Raw genomic sequence first — 19252 nt, forward strand, 5'->3', positions numbered from 1 at the left:
TCAGCGTTCGCGCAGGGCCTCAAGGCGGGCCTTGCGCAGCGGCTTTAACAGGTAATCCAAGACAGTGCGTTCGCCTGTCAGGATGTCAACCGACGCCACCATACCGGTGCGTATCTCGTTGGTTTCCTCGTTGCGCGTCAACGTGTTCGTTTGCGTCCGCACGATGATCGGGAAATAGGTCTCGCCCGTTGTTTCGTCACGTTCCGCATCCGCGCCGATGCGCACCACGGAACCGTCCAGAGCCCCGTAAATGGTGAAATCGAAGGATGTGAGCTTGACCTTCGCAGGCAGGTCCAACCGAATAAAAGCGATGTCTTCCGGGCGCACGCGCGCCTCCACTTCCAGCTTGTCACCCGCAGGCACGATGCGCGCAACTTCTTCGCCCGGCGCGATGACAGATCTCAGTGTATTGACGTTCAACACTGAAATAATACCCCCCACAGGCGCACGCAGGCTGGTGCGGTCCAGCACGTCCGAGGCACGTTTGAGACTTTCATCGATGATGCTCAACTCGTTCAGGGTTTCAGAGCGTTCTGCGTTGATCTCTGCGCGCCGGTTCAGGTTCAACTCCTCCACACGCGCCTCTGCCTCGCCGAGCGCTGTAGTGGCCTGCGCCCGGCGGCTGAGGACACCGTCACGCTCCTGGCGTTTCACCGTCCGTTCGCGCTCAATCGGAATGATCTGAGCGCGCGGCACAACACCGGAATCCGTCCGCAGCTTGATCTCTTCGTCCAGCAGGGTCAGGCTTTCGTCGATCCGCGCGAGGGAACTTGTCAGCTCGTCGATCTCTTGCGAGCGTTGGCTGACTTGCGACATCAGAATGGTACGTTGGGATAGATCTGCGGCTTTGCGACTGTCAAACAGCGCCATTTCGCGCAAAGCCAGAGGGCTGTCACTTGCAAGGCCGAGGTCGGAGAAATCGGGTGCGTTTTTCTGGACCAATTCAGCCTGCAGCCGCACCGCGCGTGCGCTGAGAGCGTCCCGCCGCGCCGTGATTTCGCCGAGACTGGCCGAAGCACCGACATCATCAATACGGATCAGAACCTGGCCCGCCTCAACCGTGTCACCCTCTGATATGAGGATTTCACGTACAATGCCGCCTTCAAGGCTTTCCACGTTGCGCGCGCGGCCTGACGGGACCACAACGCCCGTCGCGCGGGCCACGACCTCCACCCGCGCCCAACTGGCCCATGCAATAGCAGCAGCGGCAAAAGCCACAAGAAGGATCAGGAAGAGCGTTAAAAACCATCCGCGACCGGCCGCGGGGGCAGCAGCGTCCTGTTCAAAATTCCACTCCGACCCGCTCATGATTTTGCATCCGATGCCGGTTTCTGCAACCGTGCAAGGACGTCGTCTTTTGGGCCGTGTTGTTGTAGTTCGCCCGCTGACAAAACTGCAACCTCAGTTACAAGCTGCAACAGCGCCATCCGGTGTGTCGAAATGATCAGCGTCATGGGGCGGCGTTGCAAGGCGCGCTCAACACCTGCAATGAACAAGGCTTCTGATTGCATATCCATCGAAGAGGTCGGTTCATCGAGAATGAGCACGCGGGGTTGAGGCAGGAGCGCCCGTGCCAGGGCCACCATCTGCCGTTGTCCGCCGGAAAGGTTGCGCCCGCGTTCGGTGATTTGCATGGCAAACCCGTCAGGATGTGCGGCTGCAATCCGGTCAACACCGGCATCGCGCGAGGCGCGCAGAATGTCTTCGTCACGCGCGCCGGGCAGGCCAAAGGCGATATTTTCTGCCAGCGTTCCGGAAAAGAGAACCGCCTCTTGCGGCACAAGTTGCACCATGGAGCGCAGCGTTGCCGGTGCGATCTGTTGCGTGTTGATATCGTCCAAGAGCAATAAACCTTCGGACGGTGGCCACAGCCCTGCCATGACCCGGATCAGCGACGTCTTGCCAGCCCCGATGGGACCAATGACACCAAGCTTGCTTTCTGCGGGAACACTGAGAGAGACGGCTTTCAGCGCTGGCAACGCGGCATTCTGATAGGTGAGCGAGATCCCCTTGAGATCCAGCGCTCCGGTCCGAGATGTCGTGTTGATAGCGCGCGCACGGGCCGCAGCGTCAGAGGGTTTTTGCATCAGCGCATTGAGCGAGCGCAAAGTTGAAAGTGCAAAGCTGCCGCGCACAAAAAGCCCTGTAACGGCAGCGGTTGGTGCCAATGCACGTCCCGACAGGATCATTGCGGCGATGACTGCACCCATTGTGATTTGGCCTTCAAGCGCCAGATACACGCCAATCACCACGATCCCGATGGAGGAGGCTTGCGTGACAAGTGCCGTCATGGTTGTGGCAAAGGTCGCCAGCCTGCGGCTCTTGGCCTGTGCCTCTGCGGCCTGTGCGCTTTGTGTTTCCCAGCGCGATTGCATGCGGCTTTGGCCCGAAATCGCCTTGAGCGTCTCAATCTCGGAAACGGACTCTGCGGCGACCGATGTTTTGGCCCCTCCGGTCGCGCGGTTCTGCTCAGAGGCACCGCGCAACGGGCGCAGAATGAACAACCCCATGATCAATACGAACCCCAGTGCCAAAGCGGGTGGCAGGGCAAGAGGACCGCCGATGTAGTAGATCAACAGAATAAACAGAACCGCAAACCCAAGGTCGATCAGATTGGACAGGGTTTGCGATGAAAAGAACTCTGCTACCTGCTCATAGTCTTTGAGCGTATTCATCAGGGCGCCCGATTGCGGGATGTCCCCATCCAGTTGCAGGTTCGCGACATGGCGAAACACGTTTGCAGAGACGCTGCGGTCCACTTTGCGCCCGATGCGATCAATGATCCCGGACCGCACCAATTTGAGAATGGCATCGAACCCGAGAGCCAGTCCGACACCCGCCACCAGTGACCAGAGCGTGATAAGTGCTGCATTCGGGAACACACGATCATAGACGTTCATTGTGAACAGAGGCACGGCCAGCGCCAGCAGGTTGATGAGGACGGAGGCGAGGATCACCTGCGCGTATTCCGGCCAATACGGGCGAAGCGCGCCCCATAGCCAGTGCCTGAATGAATGGCTCGCAGTCTCGTCTGGCACTGTCTCAACGTGCTGTTGCAGAAAGATCGCGTGGCCCAGATAGGTTTCTTCAAAAGCTGATAAACTGACCGTCAGCGCGTCCGACGACTGACTTGGCATAAAGACCACACATGATCCATCCGAATTGCGGGTCAAAAGTACGCAGGCGTCTTTGCCGCGCAGCAAGAGCACCGCGGGGAGGTTGTCGGACGCTATGTCGGCCAATTTGCGTCGGACCAGACGGGCGCGCATCCCATTGCGATCTGCTGCGGTCAGAGCAAGGTCTGGCGTGAGGCGACCATCCGGCGGTAAGGCAATCCCATTGATCAGCGTTTCAATGGCAACGTCGCGCCCCGCCATGCGCATGGCCTCCACAAGGCTTGCCGCCAGCGGATCGCGGGGTTGCGCGGTTAAGGTCCAATCATCAATGGCCTTGGGTTCATCTGCTTGGGGTGTTCCATCAGAAACGACCCGCGCAGAAATATGGGCCATGCGCGACTTTTTCGGACTGGTTGGTTCGGAAATGTCAGACCTCCGTTTCGCAGATCAATCCGACGGCAGACTTTTACGCCAGTCGCGGAAGCTGATGGCGTCATCCCGTGCTCGGTCACCCGGTGTGTTCAAGCCGGGTGCACCCTGTTCGTTCACTGCATAGGCCTGACTGTCCTCCGGTGGGGTGATGCCCAGTGTTGGCAGCAAGATACCGGCGGCAGCCAGAAGGCGATATTTGACGAATATTTCCAGAGACCGCGAATTCAACAAGTTGGTTTCGGCCTGAAACAGGGCGTTCTGCGTGTTCAAGACATCAATCAGCGATCGCGCACCAACGTCGAATTCCTGCTCGTAAGACGCCAGCAGGTCGCGTGACAAGGAGGCCTGTCGATCCAGGATCGAAGCCCGCCTTTGTGTCGATTTCAAATTGGACCAGGACTGGCGCACTTCGCGCTCGACCAGGCGGGTTTGCGTCAGAAGACGAGCGCGTTGTTCACTGACGCGTCTGATCTGTTCCTCACGTTGGCCCCGTTTCCGGTTGCCCTGAAATTCATAACGCAGCACCAGACCGATAGAGGCATCGTTCACTTCCCCCTCAAATCCGCCCACGTCTTCGCCATAGCGGGTTTCCGCTTCCAGATCGAGCGTGGGGAAACGGTTGGAATCTGCCTGACGAGATAAAGCTTCTGCGGCACCGATGTCGGATTGGAAAAACAGGATGGTGGGATTGAAACGCCACGCTGTCGCCAGCGTTTGGTCGAGATTGTTGGGCAGCTTACTCCCGATTTCGGGTACGTTTTGCAGATTGTCTGGCGTGACACCCACCGTTTCCAGGAACAATGTACGTGCGTCCAGATCGGTCAGTTCAAACTGGATGAGCGTGTCTTCCGCAAGAAACAGGCGTTCCTCTGCTTGCTGCAGATCGGCAATGCCCAAAACACCGTTGTCATAGGCGCTTTGAATTCGGGCCATGACGTCGCGGTGATACTCCAGATTCACCCGTGCTTTTTGTGTAAGGGCCTGCGTACGCAAGACTTCGCTATGCACGCGGATGGCTTCAAGGGACAAAAATTCCGACCGCTCAAGCACACGATAGGCTGCCGCATCAATGCGGTAAGCCTGACGTTCGATCTCCGAGCGCGTCGACTTTCCGTCATAAATACGCTGGGTGATCCGCGCATTGACTTCATATCCAAAAAGCGCGTCGTCGGATGCGGTCAGGTCGGTTGTCCGCGTTCCATTGTTGATGCTGCCTTCTGATCGGCCTTCAAGTTCAACACGCGGCGCCCAGAAGCTGCGCGCCTGATCCAGTTCAAACTCAATGGCTTGCTTATTGGCTTCCGCAGCTTTTATTTCCGGGTTTGTTTCAAGCACGAAGAGGATCGAGTCCTCCAACGAAAGTGCCTGTGCCTGTTGCCCCAGAGATGTAAGCGCGAAGAGCGTGCAAACTGGCAATGCTGTGATTGCCTTAGAAATCGTTTTTTTCATTTTTTTACCGATTACTGCTCATCATGCACTGTTGTAGGCATGTTACAATTGCATAATCAATACTACCAGAGGTAGCCTTGTTGCAACTGTGCTGTCAGTGCAATAACTCCAAGAGAAACAATCAAAAGGCAGGGTCCAAGTGCTGTATCGATTTTTTGCTATCATTCTGCTTGTCTTGCCGTTGTCCGCGACCGCCCAGGACTTCGGTACCATCAACTTTGACTTCGATTCCGACCAGCTGGATGCGCAGGGAATTGAAGCTGTAACCCAAATTGCCGATCAACTGAAAGAGCGGCAAAGCTACAAGCCCACGGTGGTAGTTGGCTTCACAGATGCTGTGGGATCAACGACTTACAATGATGGACTCGGGTTGCGTCGGGCTGAAACGGTTGCGGCTGCGCTCGAAGCGCAAGGGGTGCCCGTGAACCGTATCGGCGCGATAGCCTCCCGTGGCGAACGGGAATTGCTGGTCAGCGTCACCGGACCGGAGCGGCTCAACCGGCGTGTAACGGTCTCGCTGGAAGACATCATGAAGGCCTGCCGGACCTATCGCGAAATTCCGCTTACGCCGGCATCGGTGGGGGCAGAATTGCAGACGGATCTCAGGACCCGACTGGCAGAGGCGGTACAATCCTTTGATCAACTTGCCGCCTCTCGGCGAGATGGCGCCGCCTTTCAGATGGCGGGCGCGGCGCGCGAGGACTGCGGGATTGCGGTTGGATATGATGCCGATGCGGTGCGCAAAGCAGAATACGCACAAAAGTGTTTCTGCAGTTCTGCACGCATGCAGGCGGCGCTCAAATAGCCTCAGACGTGATGCGCGCGAGCGGAGAAAGGCCGAAGCTTTTTCCCGGAAAACTCCGGTCCTCTGGTATGTCTTTCAAAAATTGAAAGACACGCCTGCCATGAACCCTTGCTGTTCGACATCATAGAGAAAATCCGGCTCGTCGCGATCCACCGACAGGTATCGATATCCGAAAACGCCCGATACCGCATCGGTGAATTCATAGCCAACGCCGCCGAGCACATCGACCATGGCATCCGAGCCGGCGCCGAATCCGCCCGCATAGGCCCAGCCCGTCGCAAACCAACGATCTGTAATATTTGTCCGTCCCCGCAAGCCGAGGACAGGATCAAACCAATTGTCGCCTGAGGACGCACTGGTGGCAGGTTGTGTGCCCGCCGAGAGGTTCAGGTCGGTGGATACGTTCCAATACCTCAGTCCGCCACCTGCCCAAAGGGTCGTCTTTTGGCTATCCCGAACCCTGTATTCCCCCAAGATAGTTCCGATTGAAGAAATTGAATCAACTTCGGCACTCCCAAAGTTAGTGCCCGGCGTGACGCCTTCTGAATTCAGATTTACATATTGATAATCGAATGTTAGCCCGTAACGCCCTTTGTTGGCATTCAAGATGATCATTCCTGCGAGATCCAGATTCTCAAGAATGTCGGAGAAACTCAGATCCACATCAACGGGCGGTAAACCGGACCCATATTGCACAACACCGGTTTGGCCAGCGCCCCAGAGATACGGTGTAATCCGGTAGTTCCAAGATTCCGAGGATTGCGCGACCACGCCCGTCGCACCCGTACAGGCAGACGCAACGACAACACAAGATAACCGTAAAAGATTTAAACCCATAAATTCAGCCTCTCGGCACAAACACGAAAATTCATTGTCTTGCACTATCTATACGGTATCAACCTGCGTCAACCTATCGCAATTTCAAATCATTTTTGGGTTAACACTGCGTTCACTGCATTAGGGGTCGATTCACGCTCATGTGCAAACCGCGTGGTGCAATCGTGCAGAGAAGGAGCCCGTGCAATATCAACCGCTTATTTTAACACGAAACACGGCGCACAGACCCCAGCTTCAGGCCCGCGTAACGTGGAGCGCCGTATGTTCGCCTTACCGCGGCTGTCTGATGTTGCCCAGAATTCGCCGGATACCTCAGGTAAACCGTGTCAAACTTGCCCTGTTCTTGTTTTAGGATGTTTCGAGAGGAGATCTTCGGGCAAAACGTTCGGTTCTATCGCGCTGCTCGCATGCAGCATATGCCACGCTAATACCAGATTGCTGGAAAGAACGGGCAGACCGGTTACGTCACGCAGCCTGGGGATGACGTCCAGGGTGCGCAGGTTGGTGCAGGATAAAAAAACCGCATCAATATCCACGTCTTTGACCAGCCGACATGCGGCATCCAAGAGCGATTTTTCGTCAATTCGGGCCACTTTGGCTTCTTGGTCTTCGGCGAAAGTGCCAAAAACGGGTGTCTCAATTTTCTGGTCTGACAGGGTCTGACGCAGCTTTTGGGATACGCTTTCGACATAGGGCGACAGGAAGGCAATTCGGCTGACACGCAAAGCGCTGCATGCCGCAAAAAGCGCGGAAACCGGTTCCGTTACGACGATTGTCTGCGTACCCTGGCGTATGCATTGAGCGACGCGTGCTGCGCCGATTTCGGCCGTGCCGGATGTGCAACCATAGCCAAGCACATCAAACGTGACGCCGCGCGGCAAAACGCGTGCGGCCGCCGCAAGGTGGTGTTCCATTTCCGCAAGGGTCTCGGATGTAACGGTGGTTGAGGATGGCACGCGGGTGACTTGTAGGCTGACATCTGCGGGAAGAAGGCGGCGTAAGTCATCTTCAAGCGTGACATCTGATTGCAGCACAATGAGACCCAGTTGCGGGCGCGTGCTCTGATCGAGAGTGTAGTCAAAGATCCGATCCGCCATCATATTAACCTTGGGAGCTGTCGTGGCGCTGGTGTTGACAGGTATTCCGCGCCGGTTTCGGTGATCACGATATTTTCCTCATGCACGAGAGTTTGGCCGGAGGCGATCTCTATGCCGGGTTCCAGCGTCAGCACCATGCCGGGAACAAGCTTGGTCCGATCGGCCGCGATCAGAGAGGGCCATTCGGTCAGTTGCATGCCCAGCCCATGGCCCAATCGCCCCGCGACTTCCCCTCCGGCGACGATGCGGTCCATGCAGTGAAACAAATCTGCGGCGGTTATACCGGGACGCGCAAGCTCAAAAGCCTGATCCGTGGCTTCCAGCAACTGGGCATAGGCATCATCCACCGCACCGCTGACCGTTCCGATGGCGAAATTGCGATCAAAATCGCAGAAATAGCCATCAAAAACCACGCCGGTGTCCAGCATCAGAACGTCGCCATCCTCAAGCGGCTTGGAAACGGCCGGTGCAATAACGTCACCGTACCCGCCCGGGCCAGCGCCTCCCGCAAGATAGGCAACCCAATCGGCACCTTCTTGAAGGCACAGGATTTGAAACTCTCGAAATACAGCGTCCAGGGGAGCGCCCGTCTGTGCAATCTCCTTCACGCGGGCGAAACTGCAATCCGCCACAGCGCAGGCAGTGCGGATCTTTTCAATCTCGCGCGGCGATTTTACCATCCGAAGGGTGCGCATGATGCTGTGATCATGAACCATCACGCGCGGTTCAACGGCGGACTTCAATGCGGCCCAGGACGTCAGGGGCATGCGCAGATGGCTTTCCATGTCACTGGGCACACCGATCCGGCCGTTCTGGGGCACAAACTCGCTAATAGCGTCCGCCAGAAGGTTTACCCCATCATCGGTATAGTCAGGGGACCGCCATGTCCGGATGTCGCTGATCCAGCTTTGTCCCATAAGGTGCGCACCTATGGATGGAATGATCGCGATGGGGGTCCCGCTCTGGGGCAGGAGGACAAACCAAGGTCGCGTCGGGCTTTCCCAGAACCGGGTGAGAAACCCAGTGAAATAGCGCATTTCGGGCTCAGTGGTCAGCAACAATGCGTCCAGATCTGCCTGTGCCATTTGTCTTTGCGCAGCCTTTACCCGATGTTGGTATTCCTCATTTGGAAATCCACGCGTTGACGTGATCACGCCTCGGGACCTTCACTGAGAATGAGCAACACGCGAGACCCGTCATCCAGATGTAATGTTGTGCGATGCGGAGCGCTTGCCACCAATGCGGCAAGTCCCGCGGCACCCGAAGGCGTACTGGGCAATTCAAATTCTGCTGCGGTCTTTGCCCCTGCGTGGCCTTCGTCTTCACTTAAAGTGACAAAGAAATCTGCATCCCGCGCCAGACCTTTCAGCGCGATGAGCGACGGTTCCTTGCAATCCAAACGCCCCATTGCAGAGGCCGGCCCATGGGTTTGGACCGGCCCGCCGGATTCAATTGAAGCGATCAACGCGGGGGCTGCTTCTGGCTCGACCACGACAATCAACGGGTCGTTCCCCCAATGGTCGCGTGCGCTGGCGGCTGCAGCACCGGCAAGACCGCCGACACCCGCTTGTAGAAAAATATGGGTTGGCGCTTCGTCCATTTGTGTGAAAACTTCGGCCATCAGCGCCAGATAGCCTTCCATCAGTCGGTGCGGTCGCTCAAAATACTCCGGCCATGAACTGTCTGACAAAAGGACAGCCTTTTGATCGGTGGCGGCATTGGATGCGGCTCTCATGCTTGCCTCATAATCGCGGCCCTCACGCACAACTTCGCCACCTTCTTCAACCAGCCGATCCGCAAAAGACTGTGGCACGGTCTCAGCAATGTAAATGATCGAGCGCGCGCCAAAAGCCGCCGCACCAGCAGCGACCGACATCCCGTGATTGCCCGCGCTGGCAGTGATGTATGTTGCCCCTGAAGCCACCCCGGCCGCGTGATCGCACGCGATGACATATGCTGCGCCCAGGGCTTTGAAACTGCCAAGCCCCATGCGCGCGCGTTCGTCCTTCACGATAACCTCGCCGACGCCACAAAGCTCGGCTAATGCCTGCGCGCGCACAAGCGGCGTGATACCGGCACGTGGACAGCGCTTTAGCATGTTGACTGGGTTCTGCGTTTGAATGCTCGGCATGGGAACATCGGAAAGAGCAGCGTGCGACAAACCGCTATCGCGATACGGGTTTTGGACTATCTTCATGAACAAACGGTGCGCCAATTTTCAGGGCGCGTCAATTCAGTGGATCAACATGAACCGTGCGAAAAGCAAATTGCGTCTGCCCGATGGTTAGGCGTAGGTTCGGTCCATGACTACTCATACCATTCCCCGCTTCGCCGCTCGTCTGAACGCTTTTAAAATTGGCGCTGATGCCTATTGGCCCGGCAAAAACACAATCGCCACCGCAGATCTCCTCGCCCGTGCGGCGACTGCAGGCTTGAACGCCGCTGATCTGAACTATCCTGATCATTTTGTTCATGATCGCCCGGCCGATTTGACGCGCGTACTTGAAGACAATGGCATGGTGCTCAACGGTATGGCGATGCGGTACTACACCGATCCGGGTTTCAAATTGGGCGCGTTCACGCATCCTGATGCCGTGGTGCGCCGCGCGGCGATAGATGAAACAAAACGCGGGCTGGATACGCTGGCTGACATGGGTGGTCGCCTCATGACGCTCTGGATGGGTCAGGACGGCTTCGATTATTCGTTTCAGATGCGCTACGCAAAGGCTTGGGACAATACACTGGCAGCCATGGCTGAAGTTGCCGATCATAACCCGGATATCGACATTGCACTTGAGTACAAGCCCAACGAGCCGCGCGCCTTTGCCTTGATGCCGGACGCGGCAACAACATTGCTGGCAATCAAGGAGGTGGGGCGGCGCAATACAGGGGTTACCCTGGATTTCGCACATGTGCTTTATGCCGATGAAATGCCTGCCTTCGCCGCTGCGCTTGTTGCGCGTCACTCACGCATATTGGGTGTGCACCTGAATGACGGTTATGGAAAATGGGACAATGGGTTGATGGTGGGTGCAGTTCACCCCATTCAAACCATTGAGCTTCTGGTGGAGCTGGAGCGCTCAGGTTACGACGAAGCGATCTATTTTGATACTTTTCCCGATCACTCCGGCCTCGATCCCGTGGAAGAGGCCCGAACCAACATCGAAGTTGTACAGAAGCTGCGCGGTATCGCAGCGCGGCTGGTAAATGATGCGACACTGGAAGCGGCCATTGCCCGTCAGGATGCGCCCTTGGCCATGCGATTGGTTCAGAGTGTGATGCTGGCGTGAGCGTATTTGTTGTTGGGTCTTTGCATCTGGATGTGGTTCTGAGCGCGCCGCATTTGCCGCGTCTGGATGAAACTGTGACAGGGACTTCGGTTGACTATGTTTTTGGCGGGAAAGGCGGCAATCAAGCAGTGGCGGCCGCGCGCCTTGGTGCCGACGTGGCCTTTGCCGGGCGGGCGGGCAGCGATGGCTTTGGCGACATGCTGCGCGCGGCGTTGCGCCAAACGAATGTCGACATCAGCCAGCTGCAAAAAGACGATGGCCCCAGTGGTATGAGTGCTGCGATCGTCGATGCGCAGGGAGAATACGGTGCGGTGATTGTTTCCGCCGCCAATATGGATATTGACGCCGCCGCGATAAAAATTCCGGCGGGCACACGCGTGGTGCTTTTACAAAACGAAATTCCGCAAGAAGTGAATATGGCCGTTGCTGAACAAGCCAGAGCCGTTGGCGCGCAGATCTGGCTGAATGCTGCGCCGGTACGGGATGTACCAGATGTTCTCGCCGAAATGCTGGACCTCATGATCGTGAATCGGGTGGAGGCCTGCGCCTATGCTCACCCGGCGGTTCCAACACTGGAGACACGAGGCAAAGATGGCGTCATTTTTGAGGGTGTGAATATCGCGGGATACCCGGTTTCCATTGTATCGGCGCACGGTGCGGGCGACATGTTCGTTGGGGCACTGGCCGCGCGGGTTGCGATGGGGCAAACCATTGCAAAAGCGATCCCCTTTGCTCAGGCCGCTGCGGCTCTGCATGTGTCACTTCCGCTTTCAGAGCGTGCGCGCCTCAACGCTGAAAAAACCGCCGCATTCCTTGAGGCTCAGTCCAACCGGTAAAACCGCACGGCCGTTCCGCCAAATATATCGGCGCGTTCCGCCTCCGACAGATGCTCTGTCAACGAAAGGGCGGTGTCGTGCCAGTCTTCGTATTCTGCCTGCAACCGACATACAGGCCAGTCCGAGCCCCACATCACGCGCGCCGAACCAAAGGTGTTGATCACATGATCGGAAAAAGGCCGCAGGTCCTCCGTGACCCAGCCGTCGGCCGCTTCGGTAACGAGTCCGGAGAGTTTGCAGCAGGCGCTTGTGTTCTGTGCCAGCAGGGTCATGCCTTTTGCCCAGTCGGAAAACGCATCACGGCCCGCCATTGCCTCGCAGATTTGCGGTTTCATAGAATGATCTATGACGGTTCGCATACTGGGGTATTGCTGAAGCAGGGCGTGGAAATTCGCCAGATGCTTGGGAAACCCGAGCGCATCAAAGCTGAGGTCCAGATCGACAATCGCGCGAAACGCCCATTGGACATCATCGCGTAGCATCCAATTCACATCGGGAATGTCCTGAATCATCGGACGTACGCCGAGGAAACTTGGATGCTTTGCCAAACGTTGCAAAACGCTCAACTGGCCTGGATCTTCGAAATCAATCCATCCGACCACACCTTGGATGCTAGGCGTCGCATCGGTCAGCCCCAGCATGTATTCGGTTTCATCCACAGTTGCTGCAGCCTGCACCAAAATCGTGCCGTCAATGTCGCAGGCACGCAACGCGGGCGAAAGATCTCCTGGGCGATAGGGGCGATTCAGCGTCACGTTGTCTTGCGGCATCCAATCGTAATCGCCGCGCGCAGGATTCCAATAGTGTTGATGCGCGTCGATCTTCACGTTGGGGCGTCTTCCCGCATCAATCCCTTGGACTTGAGATCCTTCCAGAGCGCTGTGGGAACATCGGCCTGCGCCGCTGCGAGATTGGCGTGCATTTCCGACACACCCTGACCACCGGGGATCACAGCAACATGCGCCGGGTGCAACAGCGGAAACTGGAACGCCGCATCAACCATGCGTACGCCGTGATCGCGGCATACCGCCTCAATGGCATTTACACGCTCGATGATGTGCTGCGGAGCCGGATCATAGTTGTAAAAGGCACCGGGCTTTGCGCCGGTTGCGAGAATGCCTGAATTATAGGGCCCGCCGGTCACAATGCCGATCCCGCGTTTTTCGCAGAGCGGCAGGAAACTGTTCAGCGCTTCCTGTTCCAGCAAGGTGTACCGTCCCGCCAGCAGGAAGAGATCAAAATCCCCGCGTTCTGAAAGAGTTTGGCACACTTCCCATTCATTGACACCACCACCAATCGCTTTGATCACACCTTGATCGCGCAGCGAAACCATTGCGTCATACCCGCGCCCGGCAAAGAATTCCTCGATCCGCATGTCAGAGATTTCTTTGGACCCATGGCTGAAGATGCACAGATCATGCACGTAGAGAATGTCGATCCGGTCCACGCCGAGCCGCGAGAATGAATGTTCCACCGACCGCATCACGCCATCATAGGTATAGTCATATTGCTCGCGCCGCTGGGGTACGTCGAACCATTTGCCAACGCCTGTGCGATGTTCGGGCGCACAAGGCTGCATCAGGCGACCGACTTTGCTGGACAGGACGTATTCATCGCGCGGTTTGCCGCGCAAAAACGGGTTGAGGCGCGTTTCCGACAGGCCCAGACCGTAAAGTGGCGCCGTGTCGTAATAACGTACACCCCCCTCCCATGCCGCATCGAGCGTGGCGCGGGCGTCCTCATCTGAAATCGCGCGGTAAAGATTGCCCAGCGGGGCGGTGCCGAAACCCAATTCGGTGAATGTGACACCCCCATTGCCGATCCGGTCCCAGTTTCGCGTTTTCAATGTCATGGCCAACTCCCAAATGCTTGTCGCAAACCATAGACCAGTTTCCCTTTGCGTGAACAGAGCACAAAACCTAAGTTGATCGCGGGAAGAGGGGGGAATATATGACCGCGCGTTTTCGAACCGTTTTTGTAACGTCCAAACCAGTGATCGGCATGGTGCATCTGGGTGCGTTGCCCGGTACGCCGCTTTATGATCCATCTGTTGATCTGATCGCGGCGGCGCGGGCCGATCTGCACGCCTTGCAGGCTGCGGGTTTTGATGCGGTGATGTTTGGAAATGAAAACGACCGTCCTTACGAATTTCAGGTGGATGCGGCCTCATCCGCCATGATGGCCTATGTGATCGGCCAGTTGCGCGCGGAAATTACGGTGCCTTTTGGCGTCAACATGCTCTGGGATCCTATGGCCAGTGTGGCGGTAGGGGCGGCGACAGGTGCCGGATTCATTCGTGAAATTTTCACTGGGACCTACGCGTCCGACATGGGGGTCTGGTCGCCTGATGCGGGCAAGGCGATGCGGTATCGTGACCGATTGGGGCGTTCGGATATGGCGATGTTGTTCAATGTCTCCGCAGAGTTCGCCCATTCGCTGGATCAGCGGTCGCTGCCAGATCGGGCGCGGTCAGCCGTGTTTTCTTCCATTCCCGATGCGGTTCTTGTGTCGGGTCAAATCACGGGAGAGGCCGCTGCGATGTCCGATCTTGAAGCGGTCAAGGCGGTGTTGCCGGACACACCTGTCATGGCAAACACAGGCGTGAAACACGACACTGTAGCGGATGTGTTGCGGGTAGCAGACGGCTGCATTGTTGGATCGTCCCTGAAGTTTGATGGGGACACGTGGAAGCCCGTGGATCCTGATCGCGCGCAAGATTTCATGGACCGTGTTCGGGCTACGCGCGCATGAAGGACAGAATCAAACAGGATTTGATGACCCTGATGCAGGCGCCGGGGTTATCGGGGCATGAGGACCGCGTGCGTCGCGCGATTGCCGCGCAACTGACCGAAATGGGGGTGCCGAGCGACACCGACCGGCTTGGCAATCTGGTGAGCACCTTTGAAGGGTCTGGACCGTCGGTGATGTTGTTTGCCCACATGGATCAGCTGGGCTTCATAGTGCGTCGGATTGAAAGCGATGGCATGATCCGGTTGGAGCGTTTGGGCGGTGTGCCGGAACGAGCGCTGCCTGCGCAAGAGGTGTTGATCTGTGTCGGGCAGGGGCGCGACATTACCGGCGTCATTGCAAATAAAAGCCACCATGCGACGATGCCGGATGAGAAATACAAAGTGTTGCCCACTGGCGATCTTTATGTGGATGCAGGTTTTTCCTCAGGCGACGCCGCCGGGGCTGCGGGCATCAAGATCGGCGCTCCGGTGGTTTATGCGCCGCGCGCCACCGAATTGGGGACTGATTGTATCTGTGGCACAAGTGTAGATGATCGCGCTGGCTGTGCCGTGTTGTTGGAGGTCGCACGCGTCTTGAAAGATCGAATTGGTGGGCCAACGGTTCATCTGGCTTTTACGGTGCAGGAAGAATTCAACCTGCGCGGCGCGCAACCGCTGGCGCAGGTTTTGCAACCGGACATGGCGGTTCAGATTGATCTGATGCTGGCCAGCGATACCCCCGATATGACCGCGCGCGGAGAAATGGCTCTGGGCGCAGGCCCAGGCATGAGCCTCTATTCGTTTCATGGTCGTGGCACACTGAACGGGGTTATCCCGCATCCGGCTATGGTCGACTTGATTGAGACGGCGGCGGAAACGACAGGCATTTCATTGCAGCGCTCGGCTCAGGTCGGTGTCTTGACCGATCTCTCCTATGTGCAACTGGTGGGCAAGGGCGTCGCCTGCGTCGATCTGGGGTTTCCCATGCGCTATTCGCATTCCGCCCGCGAGGTTTGCGATTTGCGCGATCTCGTGGCGCTGACAGAATTGCTGATCACTGCCCTTGGGCAGATCGGCCCTGATTTTTCACTCAACCGGGATGAGTACACCTGATGGCATATACCCTTGGCATCGATATCGGCACCTATGAGACCAAGGGCGTCTTGGTGGATTTCAGCGGGCAGATTATTGCGCAGGCGGCGCGCGCGCACAAAATGCTGGTGCCGCAACCCGGATGGGCCGAACACCGGCCCGAAGAGGATTGGTGGGGTGACTTCGTCTATGTCACGCGCGCGCTGCTGGCGGAGAGCGGCGTTGAAGCCAATGACGTTAAAGCCGTCGCCTGCAGTGCAATTGGCCCCTGCATGTTGCCGGTGGATGCTGCCGGCGCGCCTTTGATGAACGGGGTGCTGTACGGCGTAGACGGGCGCGCGGAGAACGAGGTGCGCGAACTGACAGAACGCATTGGCGAGGAAACGATCCTAGCCCGATGTGGCAATGCCCTGACTTCACAATCGGTAGGTCCCAAGATCTTGTGGCTGAAACGGCATCAACCGGAGATTTATGCCAAGACCGCGCATATCCTGACCTCTACCAGTTTTCTGGTGCAGCGCTTGACGGGCGAGGTGGTCATCGATCACTACACGGCTGCCAATTTCTCGCCGCTCTATGACGTTGTGACGCAATCCTGGGTGGATGATCTAGTCGATGACGTCATTCCCTTGGAAAAACTGCCACGCTTGATGTGGTCAGGCGATATCGCGGGGCATATTACTGCACAAGCCGCCGCCTTGACCGGGCTGGCGGTGGGCACGCCGGTTACTGCCGGTACGATTGACGCGGCGGCCGAGGCGTTTTCCGTCGGAGTCGATCAGCCGGGCGACATGATGATGATGTATGGCTCGACCATATTTATCATTTTGCGCGCTCAAGACCGCGTCAGCGATGCTGCCATCTGGTATGCGCCGTGGCTCTTTGAAGGGGAGCATGCCTCTATGGCCGGGTTAGCAACTTCAGGTACGCTGACCCATTGGTTCCGCGATCAGATGGCGCGCGATCTGGACGTTGCCGAGGCCTTTCCCATCTTGGCACAGGAGGCCTCGGCCTCCCCTCCGGGTGCCAATGGTTTGTTGTTCCTGCCTTACTTTTCTGGTGAACGCACGCCGATCCATGACTTCCATGCCAAGGGTACGTTTTTCGGGTTGAACCTGACGCATACACGCGGGGATATGTACCGCGCGCTCATTGAGGGTATCGCTTTTGGAACGCGTCATGTAACGGATCATTTCGCTGATCTGGGCCAGCGCCCCGCGCGGCTTTTGGCGGTTGGCGGCGGGACCAAAAACCAACTCTGGTTGCAGGCAACATCCGACGTCACAGGCATTGAGCAGGTGGTTTGTGAGAAAACGACCGGTGCGAGTTACGGTGATGCCTTCCTGGCCGCACTGGCGATTGGCGCGGTGGCGCGGCAGGACATGTCCAAGTGGAATCCGGTGAAGGAGACCGTGCGGGTCACGCCCGATCCGGTCTACGAAAAGCACTATGCGCTGTTTCGCAGGCTTTATGAGCAGACTAAGGACATCGCCTATGAAATTGGTTGATTTCCGTTGTGTGGACAAATCACCAATTCGCTGCATTTGACCCAAATTGCTGCTGTCCTCGCTTCGCGATTGGATCGTAAACCGACTCCCAAAGCATGTCGTCTCTCAGCTGTTTGCGCCCTTCGCCCCGGGACTCAAGAACGGTTGTATGCTTGAATGAAACCGCGCAGCAAAAAGACGCATCTACAAGAGGCTGGCCCCGCCTGACATTAAATTCTTGCGCGGGTTTGATGGCGGCATTAGCGGTAGCCTTCATCACCTTCGTCGTGCAATTTTGGGCCGCGCTCCTCAATTGGCTCCAGTGCCTGTTCAACCGCAGTATTTGGCGCCGCATGTACATCCGACAGCCGGGCCTGTGGATTTGCAGCCCATCTCACGGCGTTGGCGATCACCTTGCGCACATTGGGGTCATAGTATGTGGGATAGGTTTCGTGCCCAGGACGGAAGTAGAAAACGTTACCCGCGCCCCGTCGGTAGGTAAGGCCCGAGCGAAAGACTTCGCCACCCTGAAACCAGCTGACAAATACGGTTTCCAGCGGTTCGGGAACGGCGAAGGGTTCACCGTACATCTCCTCGTGTTCAATCTCAAAGTGATCGGGCAGGCCGCGCGTGATCGGGTGGTGTCGGGACGTCACCCAAAGCCGCTCGCGCTCTCCGGCCTCGCGCCAAGTAAGCGTGCAGGGCGTGCCCATCAGTTTTTTGAAGATCTTCGCGAAATGGGACGAATGCAGCAGAATAAGGCCCATCCCGCCCCAGACCTGATCTGCGATCCGGTCCACGACCTCGTCTGACACGGCCCCATGTGCGGCATGGCCCCACCAGATCAGGACGTCCGTTTCAGCGAGCCGTTCTGCGGGCAACCCGTGTTCGTCCTGTTGCAGCGTGGCGATCGTTGCGCTGATGCCATCGACGGCGTTCAAGCCATCGGCGATACAGCCATGCAGGCCGTCGGGATAAAGATCAGCAACAGTTTTGTTTTCCTGTTCATGGACGTTTTCGCCCCAAACGACGACCCTGGTGGTCATGGCGTCCTCCGATGGTTTGTCCGGCGCATCATGTTCTGGCCCGGCCAGAGCTCGCCCGTGCGATAAATTGCGGTTTTATGATCTGCTGATCGTCGGTGGCGGGATGTCCCTCCAGGATGGACATCAGCTTCTGGCAGGCACGACGACCCCATTCTCGTCGTGGCAGGCTGACCGTGGTCAGTCCGGGGTTAAACACGGCAGCGTATGGCATGTCGTCATAGCCAACGACGGAGACATCATCGGGAATGCGCACGCCTGCATTGGCCAAACCATGCATCAAACTGACGGCAACTTCGTCGTTATGCGCGAAAATGGCGGTGGGCAAGGCGGGTCGGTCGAGCAAGGTCTGGGCCGCTTGCAGGCCGAACTCTGTGGAAAGCGGGCCGTGCAGGAAGCGATCCGTTTGAACGGGCAGGCCTGCGATGCGCAGCGCGGCGTTGAACCCGTCATACCGGCGCTCCAACGATTTGGCGTTAAGCGGACCGCAGACCTGAGTGATATCGCTGTGACCGAGATCGATGAGGTGTTGCGCGGCCAGTCGCCCGCCCATTTCGTCATCAATGCGAACCACTGGAACCGACAGATGCCCATGCCCGCCGCAGGACACCAAGGGCGGGCCACTGTAGCGGGACTGGCCGTCAGTGGGTTTGAGGTCTTCGGGAAAGCCGAGCGCGTTGAGGATCAGCCCCCCGGCCTGGTTCAATAGCAGCATATCAGAAAAGGCGCGTTCGTTTTCAATGGCTTCCGAGGTATCTCCGATCAGGGTCACGTATCCGCTTTTGCGCGCTTCTTCCTCGATGCCCTTGAAGAACTCGGCAAAGAAGGCGTTGGTGATATCCGAGACCAGCACCAGCAAAGTCTTGCTACGCCCGGTGCGCAGATCCGCCGCGGCCTGGTTCATCCGGTAGCCGGTCTGGCGCACCGCCTCGAGGACAACGTCACGTGTTTGGGGTCTGACCTCGTTGGGTCGGGAAAGCGCGCGCGAGACACTCGCCACCGACACGCCGGCCTGTCGGGCGACGTCTTTCACAGTGGG

The 19252-nt window shown here is 57.5% G+C and carries 17 protein-coding genes; 6 read left to right on the plus strand and 11 right to left on the minus strand.

The window, feature by feature from the left end; genetic code table 11:
• From R8G34_21125 to R8G34_21135, 3 genes are read right to left on the minus strand one after another with little or no spacing between them, the layout of a single operon-like run.
• Window positions 1–1308, minus strand: coding sequence for an HlyD family type I secretion periplasmic adaptor subunit (locus tag R8G34_21125; protein ID MDW3225356.1), 1308 nt, complete (start codon window positions 1306–1308; stop codon window positions 1–3).
• Window positions 1305–3509: a type I secretion system permease/ATPase gene (locus R8G34_21130; GenBank protein MDW3225357.1), complete on the minus strand. Its 2205-nt coding sequence runs from the start codon at window positions 3507–3509 to the stop codon at window positions 1305–1307. The genes R8G34_21125 and R8G34_21130 overlap by 4 nt, the downstream gene beginning before the upstream one ends.
• Before the next feature lie 54 nt (window positions 3510–3563).
• Window positions 3564–4997 carry a TolC family protein gene (locus R8G34_21135; GenBank protein MDW3225358.1) on the minus strand — a complete coding sequence of 478 codons (1434 nt, stop codon included), beginning with the start codon at window positions 4995–4997 and terminating at the stop codon, window positions 3564–3566.
• Window positions 4998–5136: 139 nt separating this feature from the next.
• On the opposite strand from R8G34_21135, the gene R8G34_21140 reads away from it, so the two are divergent.
• Window positions 5137–5802, plus strand: coding sequence for an OmpA family protein (locus R8G34_21140; protein MDW3225359.1), 666 nt, complete (start codon window positions 5137–5139; stop codon window positions 5800–5802).
• A 75-nt stretch (window positions 5803–5877) separates the two neighbouring features.
• Here R8G34_21140 and R8G34_21145 read toward each other — a convergent pair whose 3' ends face one another.
• From R8G34_21145 to R8G34_21160, 4 genes are all read right to left on the minus strand, one after another.
• Window positions 5878–6639, minus strand: a complete 762-nt coding sequence (locus tag R8G34_21145) for a hypothetical protein (GenBank protein MDW3225360.1) — start codon at window positions 6637–6639, stop codon at window positions 5878–5880.
• Between the two features lie 326 nt (window positions 6640–6965).
• Window positions 6966–7736, minus strand: coding sequence for an Asp/Glu racemase (locus tag R8G34_21150; protein MDW3225361.1), 771 nt, complete (start codon window positions 7734–7736; stop codon window positions 6966–6968).
• Window positions 7736–8887, minus strand: a complete 1152-nt coding sequence (locus tag R8G34_21155) for a Xaa-Pro peptidase family protein (protein ID MDW3225362.1) — start codon at window positions 8885–8887, stop codon at window positions 7736–7738. The genes R8G34_21150 and R8G34_21155 overlap by 1 nt, the downstream gene beginning before the upstream one ends.
• Window positions 8887–9933, minus strand: coding sequence for a pyridoxal-phosphate dependent enzyme (locus R8G34_21160; GenBank protein ID MDW3225363.1), 1047 nt, complete (start codon window positions 9931–9933; stop codon window positions 8887–8889). Before R8G34_21160 ends, R8G34_21155 begins: the two co-directional genes overlap by 1 nt.
• 106 nt (window positions 9934–10039) lie before the next feature.
• Here R8G34_21160 and R8G34_21165 point away from each other — a divergent pair, with 106 nt between their 5' ends.
• Window positions 10040–11026 carry a TIM barrel protein gene (locus R8G34_21165; protein ID MDW3225364.1) on the plus strand — a complete coding sequence of 329 codons (987 nt, stop codon included), beginning with the start codon at window positions 10040–10042 and terminating at the stop codon, window positions 11024–11026.
• Window positions 11023–11862: a PfkB family carbohydrate kinase gene (locus R8G34_21170; protein MDW3225365.1), complete on the plus strand. Its 840-nt coding sequence runs from the start codon at window positions 11023–11025 to the stop codon at window positions 11860–11862. Before R8G34_21165 ends, R8G34_21170 begins: the two co-directional genes overlap by 4 nt.
• On the opposite strand, the gene R8G34_21175 is transcribed toward R8G34_21170, so the two are convergent.
• On the minus strand, window positions 11847–12689 hold the full coding sequence (locus R8G34_21175) for an amidohydrolase family protein (protein MDW3225366.1): 843 nt from the start codon (window positions 12687–12689) through the stop codon (window positions 11847–11849). The genes R8G34_21170 and R8G34_21175 overlap by 16 nt on opposite strands.
• Window positions 12686–13714, minus strand: a complete 1029-nt coding sequence (locus tag R8G34_21180; protein MDW3225367.1) for an aldo/keto reductase — start codon at window positions 13712–13714, stop codon at window positions 12686–12688. The genes R8G34_21175 and R8G34_21180 overlap by 4 nt, the downstream gene beginning before the upstream one ends.
• 98 nt (window positions 13715–13812) lie before the next feature.
• On the opposite strand from R8G34_21180, the gene R8G34_21185 reads away from it, so the two are divergent.
• From R8G34_21185 to R8G34_21195, 3 genes are read left to right on the plus strand one after another with little or no spacing between them, the layout of a single operon-like run.
• Window positions 13813–14613, plus strand: coding sequence for a BtpA/SgcQ family protein (locus tag R8G34_21185; GenBank protein MDW3225368.1), 801 nt, complete (start codon window positions 13813–13815; stop codon window positions 14611–14613).
• Complete coding sequence (locus tag R8G34_21190) at window positions 14610–15704, plus strand: M20/M25/M40 family metallo-hydrolase (GenBank protein ID MDW3225369.1); 1095 nt, start codon at window positions 14610–14612, stop codon at window positions 15702–15704. Before R8G34_21185 ends, R8G34_21190 begins: the two co-directional genes overlap by 4 nt.
• Window positions 15704–17191, plus strand: a complete 1488-nt coding sequence (locus R8G34_21195) for an FGGY-family carbohydrate kinase (GenBank protein ID MDW3225370.1) — start codon at window positions 15704–15706, stop codon at window positions 17189–17191. Before R8G34_21190 ends, R8G34_21195 begins: the two co-directional genes overlap by 1 nt.
• Window positions 17192–17430: 239 nt before the next feature.
• On the opposite strand, the gene R8G34_21200 is transcribed toward R8G34_21195, so the two are convergent.
• Window positions 17431–18216 carry a ThuA domain-containing protein gene (locus R8G34_21200; GenBank protein MDW3225371.1) on the minus strand — a complete coding sequence of 262 codons (786 nt, stop codon included), beginning with the start codon at window positions 18214–18216 and terminating at the stop codon, window positions 17431–17433.
• A 28-nt stretch (window positions 18217–18244) separates the two neighbouring features.
• Window positions 18245–19246, minus strand: a complete 1002-nt coding sequence (locus R8G34_21205) for a LacI family DNA-binding transcriptional regulator (GenBank protein ID MDW3225372.1) — start codon at window positions 19244–19246, stop codon at window positions 18245–18247.
• Window positions 19247–19252 lie beyond the last annotated feature (6 nt).

The organism is Paracoccaceae bacterium, assembly GCA_033344815.1.
Lineage (GTDB): Bacteria > Pseudomonadota > Alphaproteobacteria > Rhodobacterales > Rhodobacteraceae > Roseobacter.

Excerpts from the sequence above, each read along its gene's own strand:
- R8G34_21125 (MDW3225356.1), bottom strand. The coding sequence starts at position 1,308 with ATGAGCGGGTCGGAGTGGAATTTTGAACAGGACGCTGCTGCCCCCGCG.
- R8G34_21130 (MDW3225357.1), bottom strand. The coding sequence starts at position 3,509 with ATGGCCCATATTTCTGCGCGGGTCGTTTCTGATGGAACACCCCAAGCA.
- R8G34_21135 (MDW3225358.1), bottom strand. The coding sequence starts at position 4,997 with ATGAAAAAAACGATTTCTAAGGCAATCACAGCATTGCCAGTTTGCACG.
- R8G34_21145 (MDW3225360.1), bottom strand. The coding sequence starts at position 6,639 with ATGGGTTTAAATCTTTTACGGTTATCTTGTGTTGTCGTTGCGTCTGCC.
- R8G34_21150 (MDW3225361.1), bottom strand. The coding sequence starts at position 7,736 with ATGGCGGATCGGATCTTTGACTACACTCTCGATCAGAGCACGCGCCCG.
- R8G34_21160 (MDW3225363.1), bottom strand. The coding sequence starts at position 9,933 with ATGAAGATAGTCCAAAACCCGTATCGCGATAGCGGTTTGTCGCACGCT.
- R8G34_21165 (MDW3225364.1), top strand. The coding sequence starts at position 10,040 with ATGACTACTCATACCATTCCCCGCTTCGCCGCTCGTCTGAACGCTTTT.
- R8G34_21180 (MDW3225367.1), bottom strand. The coding sequence starts at position 13,714 with ATGACATTGAAAACGCGAAACTGGGACCGGATCGGCAATGGGGGTGTC.
- R8G34_21185 (MDW3225368.1), top strand. The coding sequence starts at position 13,813 with ATGACCGCGCGTTTTCGAACCGTTTTTGTAACGTCCAAACCAGTGATC.
- R8G34_21190 (MDW3225369.1), top strand. The coding sequence starts at position 14,610 with ATGAAGGACAGAATCAAACAGGATTTGATGACCCTGATGCAGGCGCCG.
- R8G34_21195 (MDW3225370.1), top strand. The coding sequence starts at position 15,704 with ATGGCATATACCCTTGGCATCGATATCGGCACCTATGAGACCAAGGGC.
- R8G34_21200 (MDW3225371.1), bottom strand. The coding sequence starts at position 18,216 with ATGACCACCAGGGTCGTCGTTTGGGGCGAAAACGTCCATGAACAGGAA.